We start from the raw sequence: 19,570 nt of genomic DNA on the forward strand, positions 1-19,570 counted from the left end.
AACGTCGAAGATCGCCGACGAATAGCTACGTCGAAAGCCGATCCTGGTTCACGCGGTAGATGGTCACCGCGTCCCACTGCTTTGCGACGCTGACGCCGTCGAGGCCGCTGAAGTCCACGTCGCCGTAGGCGAGGCGTTCGTTCGGGCCGACGTAGATGTAGCGGACGTCGTACGCGTCGAGGAGTTGGGCCCGCTGTGTCGGCGAGCCCTCGTAGATGGTCCGGACGTCGTCGACCCGTTCGAAGTAGGCCGCCTCGCCGCGGTAGCCGACCTCGTGGTCCCAGCCGACGACCGTGGGGACGCCGGTGAGGCTCGACGGCGCGTTGACCCAGTGGTAGTCCGTGAGCGCCTCCTCGTCGTTGCAGTAACAGGAGGGCACCGAGACGATGGTCGGCTGACCCGAACGGGCGTCGAGCCACTCGATCGCGCCGGCCTCCTCGGGGTGGGTGGTAGAGACGAACGCCAGCGCGTCGATCGTCGGGTCGTCGACCTGCGAGACGCCCTCGGTGCTCGTGAAGTGATCAGTGAGCGCGAACGCGCCGTAGACCGACGCCAGGACGACGACGAGGCCGACCAGAACGCGACCGGCGAGCCGCCAGCGCCCCGTCAGCGCCTCGCGGGCGGCCGTCGCGTCCGGGCGGTGGGCGTCGACGAGCCACGCGCCCACCGCACCCGCCGCGACCGCGAACAGCACCCAGACCTGGGCGTAGGTCTTGAAGACGGTGTTGAGCCGGCCCGGCCCCGCGTTGCCCTGGATGTAGACGAACTCCACGAGCAGGAGGATGCCCACCCCGCCCACGATCAGGACCGTCTCGAAGCCGACCGCGGGGAGCGGGTCGGTGCCGGTCCGGACGCCGCCGTCGGACTCCGTCGGCCGGCGGTCGCTCACGGCGGTGGACGAGGGGGCTCGGCCGGTGTCGTGTCGATGGACGAGCACCAACCAGCCGACGACGAGGAGCGGGGCGAGAACCGCGAGCGCGGCGGCGTCGGCGAGCCACGCCACCGCGACCAGCCCGACGATGGCGACGAGCACGGCTTGCGTGGTGGCCGTATCGAGCAGCCGTCGCCCACGGTCGAGGAGGTAGGGGACGAACAGCGCGAGGAACGCGCCGTGGACGAGGAGGAGCGCGCCGAGCGGGCTGCGGTCCGGGAGGAACGCGACCGCGCGGCCGCTGGCGGAGTCGAGCCAGAACGGGATCGACCACGCGATGCCGACGACGAGGACGACGGCCGCGACGACGAGCGCGACACCGGTCCGAAGGGCCTCGCGTTCGATCCGCGACCCGCCCGCGGGAAGCCGGTCGCCGACCCGCGGGAACAGGGTTCGGGGGTCGCTATCGGCGAACGTCATCGCGAGCCAACCGACCCCGACCGAGGCGGGGAAGCTCCAGGTGTTGACCACCGTGAGGAGGCCCACTATCGGGGGCACGGCACCGAAGACGAGGACCCGCCGTCGGCGGAACGCGGCTTCGGGGGTGCGGTAGTAGGCGAACCAGCACGCGGCGGCGAGCAACAGGAACGGCGTGCTCATCATGTGGGCGTGGAGGTCGCCGTTGAGCCACGCGAACAGCGGGAACTCGTTGATCGCGCCCGGTATCACCCGGCTCGCGTCCCAGTAGCTGAACGCGCCGGGCGACGCCGCGAGCCCGGCGAGTTCGACCTCCAGTCGAGCAGCGATGGCCCGTGCGAATCCGTCGGGCAGGACGAGCAACACGGCGCGACCGGGGGTTTCGAGGTTGCTCGCGAAGCCGACGAAGAAGGCCGCGAGCGCGCCCGCGACCGGGGCCGACCGACCGCGGGCCGCCGCGACCGCCCCCGCGAGACCGTAGGCCGCCGTCACGACCATCCCGAAGAAGCCCGCGAGCGCGAGGTTGTAGGCGTAGCGTGCGGGGGTGACCGTGACCTTCATCAGCAGCGCCGTCAGCAGGTGGCCGCCGTAGTAGTACTGGACGGGTTCGCCCGCGAACCAGAAGTCCTCGGGCGGAAGTGCCTGGCTCCGAAGCAGTGACTTGAGCAACCCGAAATCCAGGAACTTCTCGCCGCCGCTCGGGTGCACCGCGGGGTCGACGGCTCGAAGGGCCACCACGAACAGGAACGCGAGCGTGAAGACGACCACCGGCCCGACGAACCGGTCGAGTTCGAAGTCGGTACGGTCGAGGCCGCGAAGCGAGAGCGCCGAGAGACCGATGAGAACGAGGAGGCCGGCGACGAGCCCCGCGTCGAGCGAGAGGTGGCCGATCCAGTAGGCCACGACGCCGACGACGGTGAGCGAGAGCGGGATCGAGAGCGTCGCCCCGCGGTCGGGGAACCCACGGAAGAGGCGGGCGGCGAGCGGGAGGGCGACGACCCCGAGACCGAGGAAGACGACGAGCCAGAGCGCCACCGGACCGTACTCCATAGCGACACCGGGGAACCGGCGTATATCCGTCTTGTGGGATTCGGTCGTCCCCCGTTTCGAACCCCTTTTACCCGCGCCGTCGGTGCCTCCTGCATGCAGCGGTCCGTCGGGGTCGTCGTGCCGGCCTACCGGCCCGACGTCGAGCGACTCGTCGAGTACGTCGACGCGATAGCCGACCGGCTCTCGCCGGCGACGATCCGGATCGAACTCGACGCCCCGCGCTCGGGCGTCGTCGCGGCGCTCGCCGACACGCCCGCGACCGTCGCCACGGCTCCCTACCGCCGTGGGAAGGGGCGGGCGATCACCGACGGGTTCGAGGCGCTCGACACCGACGTGCTCGCGTTCGCCGACGACGACGGGAGCACGCCCGCGGACTCGTTCGCGGCGGTGGTTCGCCCGGTCGAGGGGGACGAGGCCGACCTCGCGGTCGGCTCGCGCCGCCATCCGGACTCGCCGATGGGCCACCACCGGACGTTCGGCCGGCGGCGGCTGGGCGACGCGTTCGCGTGGCTCGCCCGCCGCCTGGTCGATCCGAGCCTCTACGACTACCAGTGCGGCGCGAAGGCCGTCTCACGGGCGGCGTGGAACGAACTCCGCGAGCACCTCTACGAACCGGGTTTCGCCTGGGACGTCGAACTCGTCGCGATCGCGGGCGCGCTCGACCAGCGCGTCGTCGAGGTCCCGGTGGAGTGGCACGACCAGCCCGACTCGACGGTCTCGCCGCTCGGAACGTCGCTCGCGCTCGCCCGCGGCGTGCTCGCCGCGCGGCATCGCGCGGGCCTGATCCACGAGAGTCGACTCCACGGCGCGATCGACGCCCGCCGGACCGAGCAGTCGACGCTCGTCGAAACCCACGGGCCGGACCGGCCATGACCCGCCGGGAGTCGCGTTCGTGAGCCCGTCCGGGCCGCTGACCGCCCTCCGAGCACGGCTCGCCGGCGGCGGTCGGTTCTCCCAGCGCGCCCTCGCGTTGCTGTCGGCGGTGCGGTTCGGGAAGTACGCCTCCGTCGGAGCCGTGGGGATGGTCTTCGACGTCACGACCTCGACGGCCCTCCGCGAGCTCGGGGTGTTCCCCGAGCTCGCGGTCTTCGTCGGCATCGAGGTCTCCATCGTCGTGATGTTCCTGCTGAACGACGTCTGGACGTTCTCGGGCGAGCAGACGACCGGTGGCCTCGCACGCCTCCGACGGCTGGTGCTCTCGAACATCGTCCGCACCGGCGGGATCGTCGTCCAGCTCGCGACCTTCCACGTGCTCTATCGGGTCGTCGCGCTCCAGTTCACCCTGCTCGGGGTCGACGGCTGGTTCGTGGTCTCGAAGCTCGGCGGGATCGGGCTCGGGATGGTCATCAACTACGTCGCCGAGAGCCTGTTCACGTGGCGTGTTCACAGGGGGAGTGACGACGATTGAATCACAACCCTTAACCAGCAAACTCGGTTACGAAGAGGTAGCGGGATAGGATAGCCAGGAGATTCCGGCGGGCTCATAACCCGCAGACCGGTAGTTCAAATCTACCTCCCGCTATCCCACCTTTTGCTGCGCTCGTTCACTTCGTTCACTCGCTGGCAAAATGTGGATCAAAAGCCAGCGTCACCCCCTCCGCTTCGCTCCGGGGGTTCCTCGGCCCGCTCGCTCACTGCGTTCGCTCGCGGTACAAATCCTGAGACCTCCGCTACCGCACAGCACCGCACCCGCCGAAGCCCTCGCGCCCTCCGGGCGCTCGCCCTTCATCCACCAGGAGATCACAGCTCTCCTGAGCTCGGCTCGCTGGCGCTCGCCGAGACGCCAGGACCGCACCGGCACCGCGACCGCACTGCGGCCACAGCCCCATCGCCACTATCCTTCTAGTTCGGTTGAGTAGTCCGTCAGGCCGACGCGTCGACATCCAACTCGTCGAGCAGGGTCTCGGCGGCCGCGGCCGACGACCCGGGCCCACGCGCCGTGACGAGGTCGCCGTCGACGGTCACGCTGGTGTCGGCATCGAGTTCGGCATCCCAGTTCCCGCCGGCGGCTTTGACCTCCTCTTCGACCCAGTAGGGGAGTTTCCGACCGTCTGGCATCCGGTCCTGATCGTCGACGATGCCCTCTTCCCACTCGTTCGGGAAGCCGGTCACGTCGCGGCCGTCGACGACGTACCGGCCGTCGTCGTCGTGGGCGAAGCCGAGTAGCCCGACCGCGTGACAGACCACCAGCGCCGTCCCGTCCTCGCCGGCGACCGCGTTCGCGAGCAGGTCGCGGGCGTGGCGGTCCTGGTTGACGTCCCACGCCGTGCCGTGGCCGCCGGGGAACACTACGACGTCGTAGTCGGCGGCGTCGACCGAGGCTATTGGACTCGGGTCGTTGAGCCGCTCGTCGGTCTCGTCGACCTCCCGGACCCACGCCGCGGTCTCCTCGCCGACCTCGTCCGGGTCGGCCGAGCGCTCGTCCATGACCGGTGGATCGCCGCTGGGTGTCGCCACCGTCACCTCGACGCCCGCGTCGGCGAGCGTGGTGAGCGGCTCGATACATTCCTCGCCCCAGTAGCCCTCCTCGCTGACGACGAACAGTGCGGTTGTCATCGCTATTGGCTACTCGTTCCGGACCGAAAAGCCCCGTGCCACGCCGTCGAGAGAGGGCTATCCGTCGCCCTGCGGGTCGACGATGACGACCTCGCCGTCCTCGACGTCGACGTTGATCAGCGTCTTCACGTCGTACTGGCCGTCCTCGAGTTCGTTGCCGCCGCCGACCTTCTTGATCACCGCGACGACGTCGGCGACCTCCGCGCCGATCTCCTCCAGCGCGCCGGTGATGCCCCGGAGGGTGCCGCCGGTCGAGAGGACGTCGTCGAGCAGGAGGACCTTGTCGCCCGGGTCGACGTCGTTGACGTACATCTCGTTCTCGGAGTAGCCCGTGACCTGCGAGAGCGCGACCTCGCCCTCAAGCCCGTACTGGCGCTTTCGAACCACGACCAGCGGGATGTCGGTCATCAGCGAGACCGCCGTCGAGAGGTGGATCCCCATCGCCGCGGGGGTGACGATCTTGTCGACGTCGACGTCGGCCTTCCGGATGATCTTGATCACGATCTCACGGAGGAGGCTCGGTTCGAGCATCGGGACGCCGTCGCTGATCGGGTGGACGAAGTAGTGATAGCCGTCCTTTTCGATGATGGGTGCCTCACGCAACGACTCCGCGAGCTGATCCATGCTCCGGGTATAGCCAGTCGTCGCTAAAGCCTGACGGTCCGCCCGGCGAACCCCCCCGGAGAACCGCTCGATGCGCCCGAGGCCGTCGGGAGGAGACGACTCACGAATGTTACTCGATTGATCACAATAAACATATATCTCAGGGCGTTTTGGTTCGAATATGTCCTCGGCGGAGGATGGGACGGAGCCGATTCACGTGCTCCACGTCGACGACGAACCGGGGTTTTGTGAACTGGTCGAGCTGTTTCTCGAACGTGAGCTCGACGCGATCGACGTGGTGACGGCGGCGAGCGCCGAAGCGGGGCTCGAATGGCTCGACGCGACCGACGAGCCCGTCGACTGTGTCGTGAGCGATTACGATATGCCGACGATGAACGGGCTCGAACTCCTCGAACGCGTTCGGGAGTCGAACCCGGACCTCCCGTTCGTGTTGTTCACCGGGCGCGGCAGCGAGGAGATCGCGAGCGAAGCCATCACCGCCGGCGTCAGCGAGTACGTGGAGAAACAACACGGCACCGAACAGTACACCCTCCTCGCCAACCGTATCGACAACCTCGTCGCCGGGTACCGCGCCGAGCGCGAACTCGAAGCCACCAACGAACGGCTTCGAAAACTCTACGCCGGGATCACCGATGCGATCTTCGCCCTCGACACCGAACGACGATTCACCCACGTCAACGAGCGTGCCGAGGAACTCCTCGGCCAGTCCGAGGAGGAACTGCTCGGCGAGTTGGTCGAAGAGGAGTTCTCGGTACTCGCCGGCACCAAGTTCGAGACGGAGAGCATACGGGCCTATCGCGAGGACGAACCCGTCGAGTTCGAGGAGTACTACCCGCCGCGCGACGCGTGGCATCGGGTCCGTGCGGTACCGACCGGGGACGGGCTGACGGTCCACGTTAGCGACGTCACCGAGCGACGGACACGCGAGCAACCCGTACAGCGCCAGCGATAGGCTCCGGCGCACGATCGACCGAGCGGGAGCTTTTTGCGCCGAGCGTCCCAACCCGCGCTATGGCACAAACGACCGAGCGGTACGGCGACTGGCCGCTCAAGCGGCTGATGACCGAGGTGGTCGGTTCGGGCCACAAATCCGCCGACGACATGACCCGGGAACAGGCGCGCGAGGCCTTCTCCCGAATCCTCGACGGCGAACCCGACAACACCACCCTCGGGGCGTTCTGGCTCGCGAACCGCTGGAAGCGCAACACGCCCGAGGAGCTCGCGGCCTACATCGACGTGATGGCCGAGGACTCCGTGGAATTCGCCGCGCCGGAGTGTGACCCCGTGGACTGCGGGGCGAACTACGACGGAAAGGGTCGCTCCGCGATCCTCGGGGTCGGTGCGGGTCTCGTGGCCGCCGCCGCCGGCACACCGGTCGTCACCCACTCCGGCGACCGCGTCCCGACCCAGAAGCAGGACGCCTACAAACACGTCCTCGACGAACTCGACGTTCGAACGGACCTCGCACCCCAGGAGAGCGCCGAGATGGTCGACGAGACGGGCTTCGGGTTCTACTACCAGCCGAACTTCAACCCCGGTATCGACGACATCTCGGAGCGGCGCGCGATGATGGGCGTCCGGACGTTCGTCAACACCATCGAGACCCTCGCGAACCCCGCGAAGGCGAGTGTGCATCTCGGGAGCTTCTACCACCTCCCCTACGCCAAACGCATCATCGACACCTTCGCCGCGAGCGAGCGCTACGAGGTCCCCCGGGTCGTGATGTTCCAGGGGATGGAGGGCTACGACGACATCCGCCCCGGTTCGACGACGGTCGCGGTCGGAGAGGACGGCGAACTCGACGACTTCGAGATCAAGACCGCCGAGTACGGCATGGACTTCGACGCCGACGACCTCGGGGTCGACGACGTGGCCGCCGACTCCGCGACCATCACCGAGGAGGTCGTCTCGGGCGAACGTGAGGACCGCTTCACCGACGCGGTCGCGCTCAACGGCGCGTTCCGGATCTACGCCCGCGAGGACTGCGAGTCGCTCGACGAGGGGCTCTCGACCGCGCGCGAGGTCATCGCCGACGGGAGCGCTGCGGGCGTCCTCGACGACCTCCGGGCCTTCTGAGTCGTCGACCGAGCGCCTCGATACCCGAAGTCGGCAGGGTTTTCCGCCGCGCGGTGTTTCCCCGAGGCATGACGAACGCGACCCTGCACACGAACCGCGGCGACATCGAGGTCGAACTCCACGACGAGCGCGCGCCGCGAACCGTCGAGAACTTCGTCGGGCTCGCGACCGGCGAGCAGGAGTGGGAGGACGACGGCGAGACGGTCGAGGAGCCGCTCTACGACGACGTGGCCTTCCATCGAGTGATCGAGGGCTTCATGATCCAAGGCGGGGACCCCGACGAGACCGGTCGCGGCGGCCCGGGCTACAGTTTCGACGACGAGTTCCACGACGAGCTGCGCCACGACTCGGCGGGGACCCTCTCGATGGCGAACTCAGGGCCCGACACCAACGGCTCGCAGTTCTTCATCACGCTCGACGCCCAGCCCCACCTCGACGACCGCCACGCGGTGTTCGGCCAGGTCACCGACGGGATGGACGTCGTCCGCGAGATCGGCACGGTCGACACCAACGCGAACGACCAGCCCCAAGAAGAGGTCGTCCTCGAATCCGTCGAAGTCCACGACTGAGTTCGCCACTCGAAAACCGACAGACGAAACCTCACGGAGTTCTTTCACTACGTATGCCCGACGAACCCGTCGACCCCAGCGACATCGGCGAGCACGACGCGCCGCCAATCGCAGAGAAACCCTACAAGATCATCTTCGAGGCCAACAAGTGCATCGCGGCCGGCAAGTGCGCCGAGGTCTCCGAGAACTGGACGATGAACATCACCTCCGGGATCGCCCAGCCCGAATCCTACTTCATCGACGAGGCGGCCCTCGACGACAACATCCGGGCGGCGGAAGTCTGCCCCGCGAAGAAGGATCGGGGTGTGATCCACGTCGTCGACCGCCGGACGAACGAGGAGATCGCGCCCGACCCCGCGGGCGACGGTTCGCTCTCGGTCGATTGGTAAGAGAAAGACAACCGAAACGGGTTTTCGCGCGCGGACGAACTCCACACTGCGCGAGGGTGGCCGAGTCTGGCCAAAGGCGGCGGGCTTAAGACCCGCTCTCTTAGGAGTTCGTGCGTTCAAATCGCATCCCTCGCACTCCACGGTCACGAGTTCTCGACCACGAATTCGATCCGGAGCACCCGGAACTACTTAGTCGCCGTCGGGCGAATCCGCGCGCATGTCAGTACCGAGCGTGACGTTGCCGAGCGGCGACGAGATGCCGATGGTGGGCGTGGGCACCTGGGACATCGACGGCGAGACGGTCCAGGAGTCCGTCCGTGCCGGGCTCGACGGAGTCTACACCCACGTCGACACCGCCGAGGGCTACCGGAACGAGAGCGAGATCGGTGACGTGCTCGCGGAGTACGACCGCGAGGACCTCTTTCTCACCTCGAAGGTACTCCCGTCGAATCTCGACTACGACTCCGTAATCGAATCGTGTGAAGAGTCGCTCGACAGATTGGGCACCGACTACTTGGACCTCTATCTCATCCACTGGCCGAACCCCGCCATCTCCCTGCGCGAGACCCTGAACGCGATGGAGACGCTCCACGACGAGGGGAAGATCGAGAACGTGGGCGTCTCGAACTTCAGCGCCTACCAGCTCAGCAACGCCCTCCACATCGCGGACGTGCCGATCGCCCTCAACCAGGTCGAGTNCTTCAGCGCCTACCAGCTCAGCAACGCCCTCCACATCGCGGACGTGCCGATCGCCCTCAACCAGGTCGAGTTCCACCCCTGGTTCCAGCGGCCCGACCTCGTCGAGTACTGCCGGGAGAACGACGTGGTCGTCGAGGCCGCGGCACCGCTCGCCCGGACCGACATCCTCGGCGACGATACCGTCGAGGACATCGCCGAGAACTACGACAAGACGCCCGCACAGGTCGTCCTCCGGTGGGCGGTCGAGGAGGACGTGGTCGTGATCCCGAAGTCCACTTCGGCGGACCACATCGAGTCGAACGGCCGACTCTTCGACTGGGAGCTCGATTCGGACGACCACGAGCGCCTGAACGAGATCGACCGCGACCAGCCCGTCTACGACACCCCCGCGAAGGACTGGACCGGCGACGTCTACGGGATCTCGGAGTAACTCCGAGCGGGGTCGTGGTCGTCGGGGGTCGTCGCTACCGGAGCGACGATTTTATCACGATTCCCCATGTCTGTCCGACCAATGGCTTCCACACTCCTCGTCGAGAACGTCGCCGACCAGGTCGTCACCGCCGCCCGTACCGCGACCGGCGACCGCCTCCGGTCGGTGACCTACTTCACCCGCACCGACTACGACCAGCTCTACCTCCGCGAGGACCTCGAACGCGACGCCGACGTGATGAGCTTCATCGGCCACGAGTGGCACGACTTCAAGAACACCCGCGACGCCTACCGGAGCTCCGAACTCGGGGCCTACCGCCACACCATCCGGGTGTTCGAGAACGGCTACCTCCTCCGGATCACCACCGACCGCGACGGGGTGTTCGTCACGACCGACGGACTCACGATGAGTGACTTCGAGGCGGTCGCGAGCGCGGTCGTTGCCGTGCTCGAAGACCGCTGACGACGCGCTTTTGCCGCCGACCGCCGAACGCGGGGTATGACCGAGACACACGACGCGTTCGCGACTCACGACGCCTACGAGCGCGACGGCGAGTGGTACGAACTGACGACGACGCCGTTCGACGCCCGGGCCGCCCCCGCCAGCGACGGCTACCGGGTACAGGTCATCGTCCCGACGCTCGACGGCGCGACCGAGGAACCGGTCGAGGACGTCCTCGAAGACGGCTGGTTCGAGACGTTCCGCCTCCGGCTCGACGACGCCGACGGCGCGACGCGCGCCGACGTATCGGTTCCCGAGCCGACCGTCGAGCGCGACGACGGCCTCGCGGTCGTCGAGTTCACGTTCGACCACGAGGAGCCGCGGGTGGCCGCCGGGACGGCGAAGGTGCTCGCCGAGTACGTCGAAGGGACCTACGTCGAGGGGATCGTCCCGGGCTTTTCGTACCTGCCGCCCGTCGCGGGGTTGCTCGCGCGCGCCCGAACGCAGGGGGACAGCGAGGGCGAGGGCGACCGCGGCCCGATGCCGCTCTAGGCGGACGCGCGCTCGCCGACGATGACCTGACGGACGTCGCCGAGCACGTCGAAGTCCGCGAGCGCGACGAGACGGTCACCGAGTTCGAGCGAGTCGTCCTCGCGGGGCAACCCCATCGGCTCGTCGGCCTTGCCGAACGCGAGGAGGTCGGCGTCGCCGGGGAGTTCGAGCTCGCTCATGGTGTAGCCGAGCATCGGCGAGTCGTCGGTGACGGTGAACTCCACCAGCTGCAGGTTCTGGGCGATGTCGGCGATCGCGCGGATCGAGCCGCCGACGAGGGCGTTCTTCGCGCCGATCGCGCCGAGGCGCTCGGGGTAGACCACCTCGTCGACGTCGCTGGCGTACTTCCGGTAGATGTCCTGATAGTAGTCGTCGTCCGAGCGCATCACGGTGCGACAGCCGTGGGCTTTGGCGATCATACAGGCGACGAAGTTGGTGGTGAGGTCGCCGGTGAGCGCGCCGAGCGCGTCGGCCTCTTCCAACCCCGCCTCCAGTAAGTCCTCCTCGCGCGAGCCGTCGCCGTCGACGACGTCGACGATCTCGAGACGGTCGCCCCAGAGCCCCTGGAGGCGTTCGGGGTCGTTGTCGATCACGGTCGCCCCGTGGCCCTCGTCGGCGAGCACCCTCGCGGTTCGGAGTCCGACCCGGCCAGCGCCCACGATGACGAATTGCATATCTCCTCTTATACCGAGGACGGTCAATAGCTTTACTCACCGGGTCGGTCCGCGACGACGTCCGGGCGCGGTCATCCGGCCGACCGCCATCGTCCGCTTTCGACATCCGGAAGGTGATTCGGACCACAGGGACGGCATGGTCTCGGTCGTCGACCTCGTCGGTTTGTCGGTCGTGGTACTTGTCAACACCGGCATCGCGGCGGTCGGTACTCGCCTCCTCCGGGTCACGCTCGCCACCTGGTGGGGCGTCGCGGTCTACGGGCTCGTGCTCGTCCCCGCCGTCGAGACGGCGGTGGCGCTCGTCCTCACCGGCCCGGTCGGTCTCGGGCCGAACCTCGGCACCCCGACCGCCGTGATGGCCCTCGTGGTCGCGCTGCCGTTCGCGCTCGGGGTGGCCATCGACTTCTTCTGGATGCCCGCGCCCGACGAGGTCGACCTCCCCGACGGCTTCGACGGCTGAAGGGGTCAGCCGAGCAACGAGACACAGCCCGCAGCGACGATTCGCGCCACCTCGACCACCTCGTCGGTGTAGACGAACTCGCCGGCCCCGTGGATGTTCTCGCCGTCGGGACCGACGATCACCGTCGGAAGGCCCGCCCGGTGGCCGAAGTAGTTGAAGTCGCCGACGCTCGAGAAGTAGCCGATGGCCGGGTCGGTGCCGGTGACCGCCTCGACGCCGGCCGTGAGCGCGCCCACGAGCGGTTCGTCCGGGTCGGTGACGTACGGCCCGTAGCGAACGTCCGGCGCGGGTGCCTCCCGAAGTTCGACCTCGACGGCGGACTCCAGCCCGAGGTCGTCGATCAACTCCTCGGCGTCGGCCCGGACCACGTCCTCGGTCTCGCCGACGACGACGTGGCGGTCGACCAGCAACCGACAGGATTCCGGTACCGAGAGGGTCTCGCCGCCGCCGTCGATCTGCAGGGGGCAGACCGAGCCGTCGCCGAGTTTCCCGTGCGACCCGACCGTCAGGTCCTCGAACGCGGCCGCCAGCCGCCCCGCGTCCGCCACGGCGTTGACCCCTTTCTCGGGCTGTGAGCCGTGCGCGGCCCGCCCCGTGACCGAGACGTCGTAGAGGAAGCGTCCGCGCGCGCCGAGCAGGAGCGCTGGGTTCTCGATCTCCTCCTGGGCGAGGACCGGACCGGGTTCGGTGACGACCGCGGCGTCGCAGTCGTCGGTGATCCCGTCGCGGAGCAACTGGTTCGCGCCGAGACCGTAGGGGCCCTCCTCGTCGACGACGGCGCTGAAGAGGACGTTTCCCTGCAGGTCGGCGTCGGCGAGCGCGTCGAAGGCGACCATGATCCCCGCGAGACCGCCCTTCATGTCGCACGCGCCCTGGCCGTAGAGCTTGCCGTCCTCGACCCGTCCCGAGAGCGGGTCCTCGTCCCACGCCTCGACGAGCTCGACGGTGTCCATGTGGGCGTTCAGGAGGAGCGTCGGCGCGTCGGGATCCGTACCGTCGAGTCGTGCGAGGACGTTGTTCCCCTCGAAGTCCGTGATGTCGGGTTCGCTCACGGGGTGGCGTTCGGGGTCGAGGTTTCGGGAGTCGAGCCAGTCGAAGACGAACTCGGTGATCGCGTCCTCCTCGAAGTACGGGCTTCGAATCCGGACGAGATCCCGAAGCAGGTCGATCGTTGCCTCGGGGTCGATGCGCTCCGTGACGGTTCGAATGGCTTCTTCGTCGGTAACGTCGTGGTCGGCGGTGTCGTGGTTGGGAGCGGAGTCAGTCATCGGCGGTCGTCTCCTGGATATCCGGGTCGTACTCGGCGGATGGAACCCCCGGAAGGGTGTCGAGGATCGCGCCCACGTCGGTGCCGGCCTGGCGACCCCGGTACCAGTAGACCCCGAAGACGACGAGGCCGACGAGTATCCACGGGACGTAGATCGTGAGCGAACCCTGGTAGGCCTGGGTGAGCAGCGCGAACGCGCCGAGCGCACCCACGGCTCCCGAGAGGTAGAGGCCACCGCCGAGGTCGAAGCCCGCCCGTTCGATCACGTCGGGTCGGGCGAGGCGCGCGTACAGCAACGTCACCGAGACCGCGAAGTACGCGATGAGGTAGCTGAAGGTCGCGATCTTGATGGCCTGGTCGAGCCCGGCCGAGAAGAACGTCAGCGCCGAGGAGACGACGTAGAGGGTGAGGAGGGACCAGTGAGGCGAGCCGAAGCGATCGTTCACGGCCGAGAACCACCGCGGGAACACCTCGTCCCAGGACCACGAGTACGGCATCTTGATGCCCGCCGCCATCACCGCGTTCACGCTCGATGCCGTCGCGAGCAGCCCACCGATGGCGACGATCGCCGAGCCGTTCGGCCCGAGGAACGTCTCGGCGGCGTCGGCGAGCGGGCGCGCCGAGTCGGCGAGGGTAGTGTAATCCGCGACGACGCCATAGATGACCGCCGCGGTCCAGATGTAGATCAGGGTGAGGATCACGGTGCCGCCGACCATCGACAGGGGGAGGTTTCGTGAGGGGTTCTTGACCTCCGCACCCATCTGGCCCGCGACCGCGATGCCGATGTAGGCGTAGAACAGCGGGACAGCGGCTGCGAGGAAGCCGTCCGCACCGCCCGTGAAGAACGGCTGGTAGTTCGCGGTCTCGATCTGGAACGTCCCGGGGATCACGAGCACGAGGATCGAGACCACGAGCAGCCCGAAGATGACGTTCTGGGCGATGCTGTAGCCGCGCGACCCGACGAGGTTGACGAGGAAGAGCACCGTGAGCAGCCCGAACCCGACGAGCGCGACCTCGCTCTCGCCGGCGATGAGGTCGGGGAAGAACACCTGGAGGTAGCTCCCGAAGCCGATCGCGAGCACCGCGTCGGCGGCCATGTAGCCGAGCCACTTCGACCACGTCACCAGAAAGCCCGGCAAGCGGCTCCCGAGCGTCCGCGAGACGTAGGCGTACGACCCCGCGGCCCCCGGAAAGACGGTCGCCATCCAGCTGTAGTTGATCGCGATGGCGGTCGCGAGCAGCCCCGCGACCACCACCACGAGGATCACGCTCGGGCCGGTGGTCGAACTCGCGGTGCCGAGCGTGACGAACAGCCCCGCGCCGAGCGTGCCCGCGACCACCGTGCTCATCGCGCCGAGCGGGCCGATGTCGCGCGAGAGGCTCCGGTCGTCGTTCCCACCGCTCTGTGTCATACGATACCACGATAGTGTGGGGATATAACACGACCCCCTTCCATGAGAGGGTCAGCGCCCGAGGAGTTTGGCCTCGGCCTTCCGGAGGTGTTCGAGCAGGGTTGCCTTCGAGATATCGAGCTCGACCGCGAGGTCGGCGGCGCTCACGTCGCGCGGCCACGTGTAGTAGTCCCGGCGGCGCGCGAGGTCGAATACCTCGCGCTGGCGTTCGGAGAGGTCGCCGAGCGGCAGGACGCCGGTGGCGCTGTAGGCGACGGCGATGTCCTCGATGCGGATTTCGGCCCCCATCTCCTCGCGAACGGCGGCGATCCGCTCGGCGACCGTCTCCCGGTCCGCGTCCACGAGCACCGTCCAGTACTCCCGGCCGTGGTGCATTCTGACGGGTTCGTCGGGGATGAACCCGCGCGAGACGAGCGCGTCGTTGATCGAGTTTTCGATGCCGTAGCGCACCACGATCCCCCGGCTCGCGTTCCCCGGAACGGGTTCGTCGACGCCGTGGAGCCCGGCGGTGACGTGTGCGCCGTCGGTCTCCCAGACGGAGTCGGTGAGGGAGGAGGCCCGTATCGCCTCGACCAGCGCCTCGGTCTCGGCGTCGGTCTCGCCGTAGACGGTGAACCGGCCGGTCGCCGACCCGTCGATGGTGTAGACGCCGTGCCCGAGGAGGCCGGCCTCCCTGTCCTCGGTGACCACGAGCGTCCAGCAGTCGGGGTGCCAGATATCGAGGGTCACCCGCAGACCCGTCCCCTCCCGAGGCGTCATCGGGCCCGGTAGGACGACGAACCGCAAAAGCCGTTCGGCGACCGGGAGCCGCCGATCCGAGCGTATATCGTCTCACGGACGGTGTTCCCCCCAATGGCACGGCTCGCGCGGATCTCGCTCTACCCGATCAAGTCGCTGGACCCGATCACGGTCCCCGGAGCCGAGGTCGGCGAGAGCGGCGCGCTCGACGGCGACCGTCGGTACGCGATGACGGACGCAGGGGGCGAGTACGTCAACGGCAAACGAACCCCCGCCGTCCATCGGCTTCGGACGTCGTTCGACCGCGCGGCGAACGAGGTGGTGGTGCGGAAAGAGGGTGGCTCCGACGCCCATCGGTTCGACATCGACGCCGACCGTGACCGGTTGGTAGCGTATCTCAGCGATCACTTCGGGCTCGACGCCCGGCTCGCCGACGCCGACGGCGGGAGCTATCCCGACGACACCACCCTCGCCGGACCGACGGTGATCTCCACCGCGACCATCGAAGCGGTCGCGTCGTGGTACCCCGGCCTCACGGCGGAGAACGTCCGCCGTCGGTTCCGCGCGAACCTCGAGGTCGACGGCGTGCCGGCGTTCTGGGAGGACAGGCTGGTGGGCGACCACGACCACGGGGTCGCGTTCGCGGTCGGCGACGTCACGTTCACGGGGGTCAACCCCTGCCAGCGCTGCGTCGTCCCGAGCCGGGATCCCTACACCGGCGAGGAGAGCCCGACGTTCAGAACGACGTTCATCGAACGGCGCGAGGAGACGCTTCCCGACTGGGTGGACACCACACGGTTCGACCACTACTTCCGGTTGATGGTGAACACGACCGTGTCGCCCGCCGAACGCGGCGGCGAGGTTCGCGTCGGCGACGACGTTCGAATTAGTGGCGAGGAACGGCTGTAACCCGATTTCATCGTTCGGTGTCCACCATGAAAGCGGTCCGGAGTCGGGCTGGGCTATCGCCGCTCTCGTGACGACTCGCGGGGTATCACGAGGAAACGACCGCCACGACGAGCAGGGTGGTCAGCAGGAGACAGAGCCCGACGAAGACGTACACGAACGGGCCGTACCGCGATGGCGTCCGTTCCTCGACCGGCTGACGCGCTCTCACGACCGGAAACAGCAGCGCGGCCACGCCGGTCACGGCCTGCGACAGCAACCCGGGACCGAGCTCCCAGCCGTTGAAGAAACCGGCCTGGAGAACGAGTACCACCCCGGCATAGACGAAGAGCAGGTCGACGAACCTGGCGGGATGCATATCGCGACATCTGACAGCGATCGTATAAACATTGGGTGCCCTCGGGATCGTGAGACGAAAGCGGCCCACCGACGGCCGAGGGGTCTCGCCGACCCACACAAACGTTATTCACCGCGACGACCCATATCGAGGACGGATGTGCATCTACTGTAGCTACGACATGGAGGGCTGGTCGAAGCTCCTCGAGTACGACGAGGTCTACCAGAACGTGACGAGGCGCGAGCGCGAGGCGGAGTCGAACTACGGCTTCAACGAGTCGTGGGACGAGCTCCGCGAGCAGGTCTCGTAGCGCTCAGTTCCCCTACGCCGTCGGGAACGGGTCGGTGAACGAGTCGGCAGGCCCCTCGTCGGCGACGAGACAGTCGTCGAGCGCCGAGACGATTTCGTCTTCCCTCATCCCGGTGCCGATGAACACCAGCCGGGTTCGTCGGTCGTCGTCCGCGCGCCAGGTCCCGATCGGCCCCGCCTGGACGGAGGGGCCAGCCTGGTTGAGCCCCATCACGTCCTCGCGGCCCGCGAGCCGGAAGACGCCCTTCGCGCGCACCACGCCCTCGTCCCAGGCGTCGAGCCACGCGTCGAGCCGCTCGGGGTGGAAGGGCCGCTCGCGTTCGTAGACGAACGACGAGACGCCGTGCTGTTCGGCCGCCGATTCGCCCTCGTGGTCGTGGTCGTGGCCCGCGAGCGCGCGCTTCCAGCCCGCCGACCGGGTCGCGGCCTCGAAGTCGAACAGCTCGGTATCGAGCACCCGTTCGGGCTCGATGTCGGAGTGGGTGGTCCGGACGACCTCGGCACGGGGCTGGAGGGTTCGAAGGGTCGCCTCGATCGAGTTCAGCTGCTCGTCGGGCACGAGGTCGCACTTGTTCAACAGGAGGACGTCACAGAACTCGATCCCCTCGACCAGCACGTCCGCGAGCGGGCGGTCGGTCTCGGGCTCGGCCGAGTCGGGGAGTGACGCGCCGGCGTCGAACTCCTTCCAGAAGCCGTAGGCGTCGAGCACCGTCACCATCGTATCGAGCCGGTAGTACGCCGTTGGGTCGACGTCGCTGTCGTCGGTTCCCTCGGTGAACGTCCGCGCGACCGGGACGGGTTCGCTGATCCCCGAGGACTCGACCACCAGGGCGTCGAACTCCCGCTCCTCGGCCAGCCGGACGACCTCGGTCAGGAGGTCGTCGCGGAGCCGACAGCAGATACAGCCGTTCGAGAGGTCGACGATCCCCGAGTCGTCCGTCGACCGCGAGAGGAGGTCGGCGTCGACGTTGATCTCGCCCATGTCGTTGACGACCACCGCGACCTCGCGGTCGCCGGGGTCGGCGAGCAGCCGGTTGAGGAGCGTGGTCTTGCCCGCGCCGAGCGTGCCGCTCAGTACGGTGACGGGGATCGGGTCGGCGGGTGCCTCGGGCGTCATGGGTCCTTCACGGGTTCGAGCATCAACAGTCTTCAGCCCCGGCCGCACCACACTGCCGTGCGGGGATCCACACCGCTTTGACGGCCCCGCGAAAAGGGAGTCCGTGGCAGGAAGGCTGGTCGCCACGTGGCGGCGGGTGGTCGCGCTCGCGTGGCCCGTGATGGTCTCGCAGGTGCTCCGGACGCTGATGCGCACGGTGGACGTGCTCGTCACCGCGACGTTCTCGCCGGCGGCGGTGGTCGCGGTGGGGCTCGCCGACCTCTACGGTCGGATCCCGCTGCGGATAGGATTGGGCTTCGGGAGCGCCGCGATCGCGCTTTCGAGTCAGGACACCGGCGCGGGTGCCGACGCCAACCGCGCCGAGGCGGTGTCGAGCGCGCTCTGCATGGGCCTGGTCGCGGGCCTGCCGATCGCCGCCGTCGGGGTCGCCTTCGGCGGCCCGCTGATCCGGCTGTTCGGCGCGCGGGGAAGCGTCGTCACGCTCGGGGCGACCTATCTCGGCGTCGTGCTCGCCACCGCGCCCGCCCGCCACGTCTCGCTGGTCGCCGCCCGCGCGCTCCAGGGGACCGGCGACACCCGGACCCCGATGTACGTCACCGGCCTCGTGAACGTCACCAACATCACGGGGTCGGCGGTCTTCGGTCTCGGGTTGTTTGGATTTCAGCAGTACGGCGTGCTCGGGGTCGGCGGCGCGACGGCGGTCTCGAACGTGCTCTCGGCGGGGCTGCTCGTCGCCGCGGTCCGCAGCCCCCGAACCGACCTCCGGCTGGTCCGGCCCGCGGACCCGACCGTCGCCCGCCAGCTCGTCGTCGTCGCCGCCCCGAAGGTCGCCGAGGGGCTCGCCGCCACGGTCGCCGAGTTCCCGTTCAACGCCCTCCTCCTCGGCTTCGGCCGGCCGGTCAACGCGGGCTTCCAGATCGGTCGCCGGGTCTACCAGCAGGTCACGGGCCCGCTCTCGCGGGGCTATCGCACCGCCGCCAGCGTTCTCGTCGGGCAGGCGCTCGGCGACGGCGACCCCGGCGCGGCGCGGTATCGCGGCTGGGCGACGACGGGACTGAGTACGGTGACGGTCGGCATCGTCGGCGTGGCGCTGTTCGTCCTCGCGCCCGACGCGGTCCGGCTGCTCGCGGGCGGGTCGCCCGAGGCGCTCCCCTACGCGACGGGGTTCGCCCGCGTCTATGGGCTCAGCGCCGTCTTCCTCGCCGGCTTCATCGTGCTCTCGGGGGCGCTCTCCGGCGCGAGCGAGACCCGGATCCCGCTGGTCGCCCGCGTCACCGGCGTCTTCGGCGTGCTGGTCGGCGGGACGTGGCTCCTCGGTGTCGAACTCGGCTGGGGCGTACGGGGTGCCTACGTCGCCGTCGCCGGCCGGTACGTCTGGATGACCGCGGTCGTGTTCGTCGGCTTCGCCACCACCCGGTGGGCGAGCCGCGCCGCGGCCATGATGGCCGCACGCGACACCGCCGAGGACTGACGGCCCCCTTTCCCCGTTTTGCCCCTCGAACCCGGTCGGGTTCGATCCCCTGCCGACCCGGCCGGACCGACGATTTCGATGTGTTCATATGTTCCACGCCACTTGCGTGGTGTGTGTTGGCGACCACCGATGACCGGTCACGGAA

22 protein-coding genes and 2 tRNA genes are annotated in these 19,570 nt (G+C 68.5%); 15 read left to right on the forward strand and 9 right to left on the reverse strand.

The genetic code is table 11. The features are described 5' to 3' along the window. Positions 1–25: 25 nt before the first annotated feature. Positions 26–2,398, reverse strand: a complete 2,373-nt coding sequence (locus C447_RS14925; protein ID WP_007695343.1) for a DUF2298 domain-containing protein — start codon at positions 2,396–2,398, stop codon at positions 26–28. A gap of 93 nt (positions 2,399–2,491) precedes the next feature. Between C447_RS14925 and C447_RS14930 the strand changes: the two genes are divergently transcribed. The 3 genes from C447_RS14930 to C447_RS14940 all read left to right on the forward strand — a co-directional run bounded on the left by C447_RS14930 (position 2,492) and on the right by C447_RS14940 (position 3,920). Then, positions 2,492–3,271 carry a glycosyltransferase gene (locus tag C447_RS14930; protein ID WP_007695344.1) on the forward strand — a complete coding sequence of 260 codons (780 nt, stop codon included), beginning with the start codon at positions 2,492–2,494 and terminating at the stop codon, positions 3,269–3,271. Between the two features lie 19 nt (positions 3,272–3,290). Next, positions 3,291–3,806, forward strand: coding sequence for a GtrA family protein (locus C447_RS14935; protein ID WP_007695345.1), 516 nt, complete (start codon positions 3,291–3,293; stop codon positions 3,804–3,806). A gap of 39 nt (positions 3,807–3,845) precedes the next feature. Then, positions 3,846–3,920, forward strand: a tRNA-Met gene (locus C447_RS14940). Between the two features lie 341 nt (positions 3,921–4,261). Here the strand turns inward: C447_RS14940 and C447_RS14945 are convergent. After that, positions 4,262–4,954 carry a type 1 glutamine amidotransferase domain-containing protein gene (locus C447_RS14945; protein WP_007695346.1) on the reverse strand — a complete coding sequence of 231 codons (693 nt, stop codon included), beginning with the start codon at positions 4,952–4,954 and terminating at the stop codon, positions 4,262–4,264. Positions 4,955–5,011: 57 nt separating this feature from the next. Next, positions 5,012–5,578: a hypoxanthine/guanine phosphoribosyltransferase gene (gene hpt / locus C447_RS14950; RefSeq protein WP_007695347.1), complete on the reverse strand. Its 567-nt coding sequence runs from the start codon at positions 5,576–5,578 to the stop codon at positions 5,012–5,014. A gap of 160 nt (positions 5,579–5,738) precedes the next feature. Here hpt and C447_RS14955 point away from each other — a divergent pair, with 160 nt between their 5' ends. From C447_RS14955 to C447_RS14990, 8 genes are all read left to right on the forward strand, one after another. Then, complete coding sequence (locus C447_RS14955) at positions 5,739–6,530, forward strand: response regulator (protein ID WP_007695349.1); 792 nt, start codon at positions 5,739–5,741, stop codon at positions 6,528–6,530. Positions 6,531–6,589: 59 nt separating this feature from the next. After that, positions 6,590–7,654 carry an anthranilate phosphoribosyltransferase gene (locus tag C447_RS14960; protein WP_007695351.1) on the forward strand — a complete coding sequence of 355 codons (1,065 nt, stop codon included), beginning with the start codon at positions 6,590–6,592 and terminating at the stop codon, positions 7,652–7,654. A gap of 68 nt (positions 7,655–7,722) precedes the next feature. Continuing rightward, positions 7,723–8,223, forward strand: a complete 501-nt coding sequence (locus tag C447_RS14965; RefSeq protein ID WP_007695353.1) for a peptidylprolyl isomerase — start codon at positions 7,723–7,725, stop codon at positions 8,221–8,223. A 53-nt stretch (positions 8,224–8,276) separates the two neighbouring features. Continuing rightward, entirely contained in the window at positions 8,277–8,612 is a 336-nt protein-coding gene (locus C447_RS14970) for a ferredoxin (RefSeq protein ID WP_007695355.1), read from the forward strand. Between the two features lie 50 nt (positions 8,613–8,662). Continuing rightward, a tRNA-Leu gene (locus C447_RS14975) sits at positions 8,663–8,747 on the forward strand. 82 nt (positions 8,748–8,829) lie between these two features. Further along, complete coding sequence (locus C447_RS14980) at positions 8,830–9,741, forward strand: aldo/keto reductase (protein WP_049904548.1); 912 nt, start codon at positions 8,830–8,832, stop codon at positions 9,739–9,741. A gap of 81 nt (positions 9,742–9,822) precedes the next feature. Beyond that, positions 9,823–10,203, forward strand: a complete 381-nt coding sequence (locus tag C447_RS14985; RefSeq protein ID WP_007695359.1) for a DUF7522 family protein — start codon at positions 9,823–9,825, stop codon at positions 10,201–10,203. A 36-nt stretch (positions 10,204–10,239) separates the two neighbouring features. Further along, positions 10,240–10,734: a DUF5813 family protein gene (locus C447_RS14990; RefSeq protein ID WP_007695361.1), complete on the forward strand. Its 495-nt coding sequence runs from the start codon at positions 10,240–10,242 to the stop codon at positions 10,732–10,734. Here C447_RS14990 and C447_RS14995 read toward each other — a convergent pair. Further along, a complete protein-coding gene (locus C447_RS14995) occupies positions 10,731–11,408 on the reverse strand; it encodes a potassium channel family protein (RefSeq protein ID WP_007695364.1) in 678 nt (225 codons plus the stop codon). The two genes, C447_RS14990 and C447_RS14995, sit on opposite strands and share 4 nt — an antisense overlap. Positions 11,409–11,544: 136 nt before the next feature. On the opposite strand from C447_RS14995, the gene C447_RS15000 reads away from it, so the two are divergent. Next, on the forward strand, positions 11,545–11,868 hold the full coding sequence (locus C447_RS15000) for a hypothetical protein (protein ID WP_007695365.1): 324 nt from the start codon (positions 11,545–11,547) through the stop codon (positions 11,866–11,868). Positions 11,869–11,873: 5 nt separating this feature from the next. Here C447_RS15000 and C447_RS15005 read toward each other — a convergent pair whose 3' ends face one another. Genes C447_RS15005 through C447_RS15015 form a run of 3 tightly spaced genes read right to left on the reverse strand, consistent with a single transcriptional unit; the run spans position 11,874 to position 15,306 of the window. Further along, entirely contained in the window at positions 11,874–13,136 is a 1,263-nt protein-coding gene (locus C447_RS15005) for a M20 family metallopeptidase (RefSeq protein WP_007695366.1), read from the reverse strand. Then, entirely contained in the window at positions 13,129–14,547 is a 1,419-nt protein-coding gene (locus C447_RS15010; protein WP_007695367.1) for an APC family permease, read from the reverse strand. Before C447_RS15010 ends, C447_RS15005 begins: the two co-directional genes overlap by 8 nt. Before the next feature lie 51 nt (positions 14,548–14,598). Next, on the reverse strand, positions 14,599–15,306 hold the full coding sequence (locus C447_RS15015; protein WP_007695369.1) for a helix-turn-helix domain-containing protein: 708 nt from the start codon (positions 15,304–15,306) through the stop codon (positions 14,599–14,601). Positions 15,307–15,399: 93 nt separating this feature from the next. Here C447_RS15015 and C447_RS15020 point away from each other — a divergent pair, with 93 nt between their 5' ends. Then, positions 15,400–16,194 carry an MOSC domain-containing protein gene (locus C447_RS15020; RefSeq protein WP_007695371.1) on the forward strand — a complete coding sequence of 265 codons (795 nt, stop codon included), beginning with the start codon at positions 15,400–15,402 and terminating at the stop codon, positions 16,192–16,194. A gap of 85 nt (positions 16,195–16,279) precedes the next feature. On the opposite strand, the gene C447_RS15025 is transcribed toward C447_RS15020, so the two are convergent. Beyond that, positions 16,280–16,549 (reverse strand): hypothetical protein, encoded by a 270-nt coding sequence (locus C447_RS15025; RefSeq protein WP_007695372.1) that lies wholly within the window; start codon positions 16,547–16,549, stop codon positions 16,280–16,282. A gap of 136 nt (positions 16,550–16,685) precedes the next feature. Between C447_RS15025 and C447_RS18265 the strand changes: the two genes are divergently transcribed. Next, complete coding sequence (locus C447_RS18265) at positions 16,686–16,838, forward strand: hypothetical protein (protein ID WP_007695374.1); 153 nt, start codon at positions 16,686–16,688, stop codon at positions 16,836–16,838. Positions 16,839–16,850: 12 nt separating this feature from the next. Here the strand turns inward: C447_RS18265 and C447_RS15030 are convergent, their stop codons facing one another. After that, a complete protein-coding gene (locus C447_RS15030) occupies positions 16,851–17,954 on the reverse strand; it encodes a CobW family GTP-binding protein (RefSeq protein WP_007695377.1) in 1,104 nt (367 codons plus the stop codon). Positions 17,955–18,114: 160 nt separating this feature from the next. Here C447_RS15030 and C447_RS15035 point away from each other — a divergent pair, with 160 nt between their 5' ends. Continuing rightward, on the forward strand, positions 18,115–19,425 hold the full coding sequence (locus tag C447_RS15035; RefSeq protein ID WP_049904552.1) for an MATE family efflux transporter: 1,311 nt from the start codon (positions 18,115–18,117) through the stop codon (positions 19,423–19,425). Positions 19,426–19,570 lie beyond the last annotated feature (145 nt).

Origin of the sequence: Halococcus hamelinensis 100A6 (genome assembly GCF_000336675.1) — an archaeon.
In the GTDB taxonomy this organism is placed as follows: Archaea; Halobacteriota; Halobacteria; order Halobacteriales; family Halococcaceae; genus Halococcus; species Halococcus hamelinensis.